The organism is Oscillibacter sp. UBA6647, assembly GCA_002455655.1.
Classification (GTDB): domain Bacteria; phylum Bacillota; class Clostridia; order Oscillospirales; family Oscillospiraceae; genus Oscillibacter.
This window is the reverse complement of the sequence record DKLF01000001.1, coordinates 1-8,267: the sequence shown is the minus strand read 5'-3', so window position 1 is coordinate 8,267 and position 8,267 is coordinate 1. Positions and strand designations below refer to the sequence as shown.

The following is an 8,267-nucleotide window of genomic DNA, read 5'->3' as shown; positions in this document are numbered from 1 at the left end:
CCGCCCACGGCGAAAATCATGTCTGCGTCTTCCGTGTCGGGGGTAAGCCTCTCGATATTTTCAACAGAGGCCTCTCCCCCGTTCCACAGGCAGCGGACCACCTCCACGGAAGAGCCCTTCAGCGCGGAAATAATTTTCTCCTGCGCCGCGGCCATGGCCTTTTTGCCCCCGATCATCACCGCCTTTGTTCCGTAGGCGGCGCAGACGGAGGAAATGCCGTCATACGCATCCACGCCGATGGTATAGCTTGGAATCAGTGTTCTTTCCATTTTATCTCTCCTTAACCCTTATAGCCCGGATTTTCCGCAAGGAACTTACGGTTTTTATAAACGCCCACGGTCAGCATGGGAACGATCACCACCGCGATGCCAAGATACCCACAGTAGCCATAGCCGTATTTGATGATGTTGGTCAGCCCCGCGAAGGAGATGCCCATGGAGATTGCGATGATGGATGCGGCGATGATTCCGTTTTTCACGGCGGGATTCTCAATCCCTTTGAAAACAGAGACATTTTCAAACTTGGCCACAAATCCGAAGGTGGTGGTGACGCCGGTTGAAATCAGGCACAGCAGCAGGCAGGCCCCATAGGCCACCGTAAGCCACGGAATGCCGATCTCGCGGCAGACCGTGAGCGTTGGGATCACGGTTCCGCCCTCCGCAGCGGTATAAAATCCCTGCCAGGACAGCAGCATGAAAACCGACAGGGTCAACGCGGCGGCGTTCATAACAAAGGCAATGTTCATGGATTTGTTGCAGCGCCGCTTATCGGAAAGCGGCTTGCCGCAGGCCAGCATGGTGGGCAGCGTGACGCACTGGAAGCCCGCGTAGACAAAAGCATTTAAAATTGCCTTGGGAAACATGGAAAAGCCGGTGTTTTGAAAGCTGGCGGACAGAACAGTGGCAATGTTCTCCCCCTTGGTAATGCCGATGGCGTAAATGCTGATGGCGATGACCAGAATGGCCATGCCCATATAGGTGGAGGCCAGACGAACCAGATTCGCCCCAAAGATGGTAAGTGTCAGCACCAGCGCGCCAACCGCCAGAACGCTGAGGGCATAGGGAATCCCAAAGTAAGCGTTGAGCGCCGAGGCCGCTCCCGAGATGGCGGCGGCAATGGCCATAACCACCATGATGTAGAAAAACACCTCGAAAAGCCATTCAATCTTCTTAAAGGGGCTGAAAATGGCTTCAAACAGCTCTTTGTAGGATTTGAGGTTTCGAGAATTGTAGAAGAACATGGCTTCCCTCATGGTCAGCGACATGAGGAGCACCGCCAGAATGGCCGCCACCGGGCCAAGCCAGCCAAGGCCCACATAATAGGTGTTGGCCTGATTGCCGGTGGCAAAGCCGCCCCCGGCGTGGGCCGAGAACAGGACCGAGCCCACGGAAAAGGCGAGGAAAAATGCGCTCCTTCTGGATTTCATGTCGGGATTTGGAATTGCTGCCGGTGTCGTCGCTGCTGTTTTCATGTTGACCTCCCAAATACTGTCCAAGAAGACGCAAAAAATCCTTCCGTCTCCTTGCGGTTTAGCAAAGAGACGAAAGGATAAAATCCTCACGCGGTACCACTCTTCTTCATTCTTGCGAATGCACTTTACGAGGTACTGACATACCTCTGCCTTCTGTAACGGGGGCTTCCGTCCGCGCCTACTTATATGTTCGGCGCAGCCATTCCGTGACCAGTTCGGCAGGTTGCGCCCTGTTGCCTCGCACCAGCCGGCAACTCTCTGAAAGGGCAATGCTGCTTACTACTTCACATCTTTATGTTTGAACGTATCTTAGCAAAGGCCCGGGGAGAAGTCAATAAAAAACTTTGCGTTTATCGCCGAATATCGTTTCGTCACAAAAGCACTTTGCCATCGGCAATTTTTTATGGGCGAATTGCACAATCCCGAACAACAATTTGTGATGACTGCCATTCACACGCCGAATGATGCCCCATCCAGCCCGCAAACAAGACCTGACAATTTTCCGCAGACAGGAAGAATCTGCATACGGCTGCCTGCCTCGGGTCGCACATCCACATTTAATTCATGTTTGAAATTCATCACAAAAAACAAACCGGATTCAATTTATTTTAAGCGCCTTTGCATGCAAAGGTCTGCCCAACGGCTTGTCAGCGGAGGTCGCGGACGCTTTCATAAGCTATAAATGTACTTTCCCGCACACTCCTTCTACATAAAACCAGTCAGCAAAACCCTCCAAAACAGGAGGGCTCCGGGTTTTCCAGTTCTTCTTTCGTAAGCAGCTTATCGAATCCATAAATGACTATGCCTGACAGGGTTTCGCCCCCGCCCAGCGTGACTTCCCGCATCATGGATTGACTTACAAGGACGGACCCAAGCTGCGGCTGCGGCTCCACGCGAAGAGAGGACAGATTCCCGTAAGCAGAAACCGCAAGCCCTGCCTGAACGTTGGCCAGCTCGGCCATGGGCTTCACCTCGTCGTCCCCTGAAATAAAGGTGACGGAAGACCCCTCCACAGGCTGAAACGCCATGTCGGCGTAAGGCGTGTCGCTGATGGGGCACACCTCTCCTTCCACCAGTGTTGTAGCTCAGAAGGTGCGCGTGACATAGCCGTCCAGCCCGCCGCTCTCCAGCATCCGGAACGGAAGCTGACAGGCAAAATTGACTGCCGCCTGCTGCTCCGGCGTCACATATAAATCCACCACCAGACGATTTAAATTAACCCACATGATGCGAACCCCCACGGTCATGGCGCAGCCGCCCTCTTTCGCGGAGGTGGCGCAGGACATCAGCACGTAATTGTCGCCGGTCTCCTCCACCTTCCAGACCTTGTGGCCCAGCAGCCGCGCGTAGTCTCCGGCAGCAGCGCCGGCAGCGATACCGCATATGGGCGTGGAGGCCTGCTCGTACTCCGCCAGCGTCTCAAAGCCAGCCAGCATGTTTTGAAGCGCGCCCCGACGATTATGAATGAAAACACTCTTGATGCTACACCCGTATGTGGATACCTCAACGTAATCGTTGGTGCTGTTGGGGATGCGGAAAAGTTGCACCGCCTGCCCATCGGCTGTCACTCCAAACGGGATTTCTTTTATGCTTTGCTCCATATCTGTCTATCCTTTCTGATTCATAGTTTTTATTTTCAAGATTTGTTTGATATTTAATTAAGAAAAGCAAAACCGATGCCAAACGTCCCTTAAAAGTAAAAAATAAAAATTTTAAAAATATCGTTAACTTGACATCCAAAAAGCTATTACAAAAGGCGGACAGGATGTATCGGGCCGAATCAGCCCGGCAAGAAGGTCCTGTCATTGAGAGGAAGGGACAGTGACATCATGGAAAACTATGACTGGGAAAGTATTGTCGCGCGGCTGACAAAGCTGCTGCGCCTGCAAACGCCTCCTGTTGCCATGAAATGGATCAAAACGGAGGAGGAGCTGCAAAGTATCCCGAAGGTACGGATTCATAAGAAACATCTGCCGCCGTGCACCATTGTGGGGCATGCCGCTCAGTATAACTGGACCAGCGCCTGCAAGTTTGAAAACGTGCACGCAAATTATTGCCGTGGAATCAACGGGATGTTTGAACGGGACGAAAAGTGGTATTCCGGGGAAATCTTCAACGGCGTCTGGTTTAACAATCTTGAGGCGGCAAAAGCGCACAATCAGGCGCTGAACTGCGTGCCGCCGGAGTACATTGCCGTGGTGGCGTCGCCGCTGACGGCGGGGCGGATTCAGCCGGACGTATGCGTGCTGTACATGAGTCCCGCGCAGGCGTTTTTACTGTTGTCCGGGTATCAGTTTGAGGACTATAAAAAACTGAATTTCACCTTTGTGGGCGAGTCTACCTGCTCTGACTCCTGGGTGCGGACATTTCTGACAGGAGAGCCGTCTATGAGCCTGCCGTGCTATGCGGATAAAAAGTTTGCCGGTATGGGGGAAAACGAATTACGGCTGACCTTTTCCCCTCAGGACTTGGTGCGCGCGGTGAACGGTTTGGAAGGGCTGAGTAAAAACGGCCTGCGCTATCCCATTGCATCTTACAGCCTGACCTCCGATATTCTGGAGGGTCTTCCTCAGAGCTATCTGGAGTTTTGACGCGATCCCCTGTTCTTCAAAGAAAATCCCTGCGCTGAAAAGACAAATAAACGAATCTGAAAGGAAACTGAATCATGGCTAAAATTATGTACGGCAACTATAACGATCTCCCCTGGATGCCCAATCACAGAAAGGATGTTGACGGCAAGGTTATGTGCTACATGAAGTGCTTTGCAATGGAGGCCGCCAACATGCACATGTGCTTGGGCCAGATGTTCAACGGAATGCCCATCGGACCCCACACCCACCCCAACGAGCAGATTGCAACCGTCGTCAAGGGCGAGTGCGACTATTGGGTGGACGGTGTTCCCTACCGCCTGTCCCCCGGCTGCTGGGTCAACGTTCCCCCTCACTATGTGCACTACGCGCAGGTTTATCGCTCTCAGGGCCCGTGCTATCAGATGGATATCATGTCTCCCAAACGCTCTTCAAGCTGCGATGAGTACAAGGCGTGGCTGAAATCCGAATATGATATCGACTGGGATGCAGGCGGTCGGGAGGTTCCCGACCTGACCGAGCCGCAGGATACCGACGCTGAGGTCAGAGGATAACTTTTTCACACTCCGCAGGGATTTTCAATGAAGAACATTTTAGTACGGAGGCCTGTGAAAACCGGCCTCTGTACTTAATTAAAAGAAACCGCAGCCCGTTGACCTTCAAAAATGATGCGTCAGACCGGGCATGGAAAGGATAGATCGATATGAAAATGCGTAATTTGGTCCGGGAAAAAATTGCGGAAAACGGCTATGCGCTGGGAGCCTTTGTGGCCTCCGGCTCGGCGGTGAACTGCGAGATTCTGGGCCTTGGCGGACTGGACTTCGTGATGATTGACTGCGAGCACGCGGAGACAGATACAGAGAGCATCGTCCAGATGTGCCGCGCCTCAGAGCTGTACGGTATGGCGCCGCTGGTCCGGGTTTACGACCCGGACGACGCGCCCATGATGAGCCGGATGCTGGACGTGGGTGTCCACGGCGTGATGGCCCCGCTGGTGGGGACCCCCTCCCAAGCGGAGCACGCAGTGCAGTACTTAAAATATCCTCCCCTTGGTAAGCGCGGGGCCAACGGCGGACGCGGTCCCCGCTGGGGCGCATACGACGACTATGTGAAAAACGCCAACGACAATACCCTGTGCATTGTTCAGTGCGAGTCCCTCGAGGGTCTGAACAATATTGAAGAAATTGCCGCAACGCCGGGTCTGGACGCAATTTTTATCGGCACGGGCGACTTGTCTCTGGAGATGGGAATTCAGTTCAAGGCCGATTCCTCCGCCAATCATAAGGTAGAAGCGCCGGAGATGGTGGCGGCAATTGATCGCATTTTGGCGGCATGCAAAAGACACGGAATTATTCCCGGCATTGTGACCGCCAGCGCCGACGACGCAGCCCGGCGTATCTGTCAGGGCTTTCAGCTTGTCACCTGCATGAACGATCTTGGCTTTTTTCACAGCCGCACCAAGCAACACTTTCAAGAGGTCAGAAACCTTGTGAAGGAATAACGGAAAGGGGCAATTTGATGAAAAATAATAAGGTAATCTTGACTGCCGCCATCACCGGCGCGGTTCATGTATCCAGTATGAGCCCATACCTGCCGATTACGCCGGAGGATATCGTTGCGCAGGCGGTTGGCGCGGCCCGGGCAGGCGCGGCCGTGGTGCATCTGCACGCAAGAGATCCCAAAACCGGAGAGCCGTCCTCCGATCTCAAATTGATGCGCCAGATGGTGAGCGCCATCAAGGAGGAATGCGACGTCATCATCTGCATCACCACCGGAGCCAGCCAGATGATGACGGTTCAGGAGCGTTTGTCGGTGGTCCCCGATATGAAGCCGGAACTGGCCTCCTGCAACGCAGGCTCCATGAATTTTGTTTTGGCCGGTCTTGTTCCACAGTTGACGGACGACGCCCCCGCGTGGGAGAAAAAATATCTGGGAGGCACTTACGACAACGTCTTTGCCAATACCTATCAGGGACTGGACACCTACATTCACACCATGCAGGAAAATGGCACCATTCCCGAGTTTGAAGTCTATGACGCAGGCATGATCAACAACATTGCCTATTTCAAAAAGCAAGGCATTTTGAAGTGCCCCATTTATCTGCAATTCGTCATGGGGATTCAGGGCGGGCTGCCCGCATCGGTGGACAATCTGGTGTTCCTGCGCAGCACCGCTGAAAAGCAGCTTGACGAATTCAACTGGTCCTGCGCGGCGGCCGGAAGACATCAGTTCCCCATGATCACGGCGGCGATAGCCATGGGCGGCAATGCCCGCGTGGGCCTTGAGGACAACCTGTACATCCGCCCCCGGGTGCTGGCCAAATCCAATGCGGAGCAGATTCAGGCAGCTGCCTCGTCGGCGCATATTCTGGGCCGCGGGGTGGCCACGGCGGAAGAAGCCCGGGCGATTTTGAAGCTCAAGGGCACTGACCGCGTAAATTTCTAAGATACACTCACGAAATGGAGGAACATGCGTGGCAAATAAACAGGTGATTTCCGCAAAGGAAGCGGCGGCGCTGATTCCCAGCGGCGCAACTATTATGATTGGCGGCTTTCTGGGCTGCGGGCAGGCCCATGCAATTATTGACGAGCTGATTAAATCAGATAAGGGCGACTTCACCCTGATTGGAAACGACATGGCCCGGGAAGTCGGTCCGGGGGGCGAGCCCTATTACGGCGTGGCCGGTCTGATTCACTGGCGCAAGGTGAAGCGGGTCATTGCCACCCATGTGGGCATGTCGCCCGAGGTGGGGCAGCAGTCGATGGAAGGAACGCTGGAGGTGAACTTGGTTCCGCAAGGCTCCCTTGCGGAAATGATCCGTGCAGGGGGCGCGGGACTGGGCGGCGTTTTGACGCCGGTGGGTGTGGGTACTGTTGTGGAGGAAAGCCCTCTCACAAATCGCAAACTCTCAATTGACGGCAGGGACTATCTCCTGATGAAGGCGCTGAAGGCCGACGTGGCGCTGCTTGGCGGCTATAAAACCGACATGGCAGGCAACGTTTGGTATAAGGGGACCATGCGCAATTTTAACGTCCCTATGGCAGGTGCCGCCGAGCTGGTAATTGTGGAGACGGAGCAGTTGGTGAACATTGGCGAAATTCAGCCAGAAGATGTAATGACCATGGGAATCTTGGTGGACTATATCGTGGAGGGGGGCGCAGCACAGTGAACGCGAAGGAAGTGATTGCCGCCCGTGCGGCAAAGGAATTGAAAAACGGGGACATTGTGAATCTTGGCATCGGCCTGCCCACCATGATTCCGTCCTTCCTGCCAAAGGACATCGAAGTGACGATTCACGCCGAGCTTGGCATTGTCGGAGCCGGCGAACGGCCCGGCGAAGAGGACGGGCATTATGCGCCCTATCACGTGACGGACGCAGGCGGTGCCCCCTCCTCCGTCCTCACCGGTGGGGCCTTCACGGATTCTGCCACCAATTTCGCCCTGATTCGCGGCGGCCATGTGGACGCCTGTATTTTGGGCGCGCTGGAGGTTGACGAGGAAGGTAGTCTGGCAAACTGGATCATTCCCGGCAAAAAGATGTCGGGAATGGGCGGAGCCATGGATCTGTGTGTGGGGGCAAAGCAGTGCATCGTTGCCATGGAGCACACCGCCAAGGGAAAACCCAAGATTCTGAAAAAGTGCACCCTGCCCTACACGGCAGTAAACTGCGTCACCACCATTATCACAGAAATGGGCGTTATGAAGGTCACGGACCGGGGCCTGCTGCTGACGGAAATCAATCCTGAATACACGGTGGAAGCCGTTCGTGCGGCCACCGAAGCCCCGCTCAGTGTGGCGGACAACCTGCAAACAATGCTGGGGACCTAAACACCAAGACACCGAAAAGGCCGGTGTTTCTCTAAAGCGCGCCTTTTCCCTGCTGCGGATGAATCTCGCGGGGTTGTCTGATAAGTCATTTTTATATCGCACCCGCAAAAAACGAGTTGAAAACAACTTGTGTTGGCAGTCTCTTTTTTTCGCGGGGCAGATCGGATTATGTCCGAACAATGGGACAAGCCTTTAAACCGCCTGCAATTGTTGGCCTTATTTGCTTTCCTCTCTTCAAGGAAATATTGTGAATTTTTACGAGATATCATTTTAAAAAATGGCACAATTATTGCTATCTTTGCAAATGTGGGATTACATCTTACAGAGAATCTGATTAGCCAACACAATCAAATAAAATTTAAGGAGTCCTGCTAACAAAA

At 53.9% G+C, this 8,267-nt stretch carries 9 protein-coding genes, 1 pseudogene and 1 other annotated feature; of the genes and pseudogenes, 6 read left to right on the top strand and 4 right to left on the bottom strand.

All coding sequences use genetic code 11. From position 1 onward, the window contains the following. From B2W96_RS00050 to B2W96_RS00035, 4 genes and pseudogenes are all read right to left on the bottom strand, one after another. Positions 1-269: pseudogene (locus tag B2W96_RS00050) on the bottom strand (glycerol dehydrogenase); the annotation flags it as partial. An 11-nt stretch (positions 270-280) separates the two neighbouring features. After that, positions 281-1,471, bottom strand: a complete 1,191-nt coding sequence (locus B2W96_RS00045) for a hypothetical protein (protein WP_293007281.1) — start codon at positions 1,469-1,471, stop codon at positions 281-283. A gap of 62 nt (positions 1,472-1,533) precedes the next feature. Beyond that, positions 1,534-1,773, bottom strand: a binding site (T-box leader). Positions 1,774-2,190: 417 nt separating this feature from the next. Next, a complete protein-coding gene (locus B2W96_RS00040) occupies positions 2,191-2,544 on the bottom strand; it encodes a hypothetical protein (RefSeq protein WP_293007279.1) in 354 nt (117 codons plus the stop codon). 12 nt (positions 2,545-2,556) lie between these two features. Then, positions 2,557-3,072 (bottom strand): hypothetical protein, encoded by a 516-nt coding sequence (locus B2W96_RS00035; RefSeq protein WP_293007277.1) that lies wholly within the window; start codon positions 3,070-3,072, stop codon positions 2,557-2,559. A 228-nt stretch (positions 3,073-3,300) separates the two neighbouring features. Here B2W96_RS00035 and B2W96_RS00030 point away from each other — a divergent pair, with 228 nt between their 5' ends. The 6 genes from B2W96_RS00030 to B2W96_RS00005 all read left to right on the top strand — a co-directional run bounded on the left by B2W96_RS00030 (position 3,301) and on the right by B2W96_RS00005 (position 7,887). Next, positions 3,301-4,062 carry a DUF169 domain-containing protein gene (locus tag B2W96_RS00030; RefSeq protein WP_293007275.1) on the top strand — a complete coding sequence of 254 codons (762 nt, stop codon included), beginning with the start codon at positions 3,301-3,303 and terminating at the stop codon, positions 4,060-4,062. A 74-nt stretch (positions 4,063-4,136) separates the two neighbouring features. Next, positions 4,137-4,613 (top strand): cupin domain-containing protein, encoded by a 477-nt coding sequence (locus tag B2W96_RS00025; protein WP_293007273.1) that lies wholly within the window; start codon positions 4,137-4,139, stop codon positions 4,611-4,613. Between the two features lie 149 nt (positions 4,614-4,762). After that, a complete protein-coding gene (locus tag B2W96_RS00020) occupies positions 4,763-5,560 on the top strand; it encodes an HpcH/HpaI aldolase family protein (protein WP_293007271.1) in 798 nt (265 codons plus the stop codon). A 17-nt stretch (positions 5,561-5,577) separates the two neighbouring features. Then, entirely contained in the window at positions 5,578-6,504 is a 927-nt protein-coding gene (locus B2W96_RS00015) for a 3-keto-5-aminohexanoate cleavage protein (RefSeq protein ID WP_293007269.1), read from the top strand. A 28-nt stretch (positions 6,505-6,532) separates the two neighbouring features. Next, on the top strand, positions 6,533-7,228 hold the full coding sequence (locus B2W96_RS00010) for a CoA transferase subunit A (RefSeq protein ID WP_293007267.1): 696 nt from the start codon (positions 6,533-6,535) through the stop codon (positions 7,226-7,228). Then, positions 7,225-7,887: a 3-oxoacid CoA-transferase subunit B gene (locus tag B2W96_RS00005; protein ID WP_293007265.1), complete on the top strand. Its 663-nt coding sequence runs from the start codon at positions 7,225-7,227 to the stop codon at positions 7,885-7,887. Before B2W96_RS00010 ends, B2W96_RS00005 begins: the two co-directional genes overlap by 4 nt. The last annotated feature ends 380 nt before the right edge of the window (positions 7,888-8,267 follow it).

What these genes read in the sequence shown, in the direction of transcription:
- B2W96_RS00045 (WP_293007281.1), bottom strand. Translation starts at nt 1,471, where the DNA reads ATGAAAACAGCAGCGACGACACCGGCAGCAATTCCAAATCCCGACATG.
- B2W96_RS00035 (WP_293007277.1), bottom strand. Translation starts at nt 3,072, where the DNA reads ATGGAGCAAAGCATAAAAGAAATCCCGTTTGGAGTGACAGCCGATGGG.
- B2W96_RS00030 (WP_293007275.1), top strand. Translation starts at nt 3,301, where the DNA reads ATGGAAAACTATGACTGGGAAAGTATTGTCGCGCGGCTGACAAAGCTG.
- B2W96_RS00025 (WP_293007273.1), top strand. Translation starts at nt 4,137, where the DNA reads ATGGCTAAAATTATGTACGGCAACTATAACGATCTCCCCTGGATGCCC.
- B2W96_RS00020 (WP_293007271.1), top strand. Translation starts at nt 4,763, where the DNA reads ATGAAAATGCGTAATTTGGTCCGGGAAAAAATTGCGGAAAACGGCTAT.
- B2W96_RS00015 (WP_293007269.1), top strand. Translation starts at nt 5,578, where the DNA reads ATGAAAAATAATAAGGTAATCTTGACTGCCGCCATCACCGGCGCGGTT.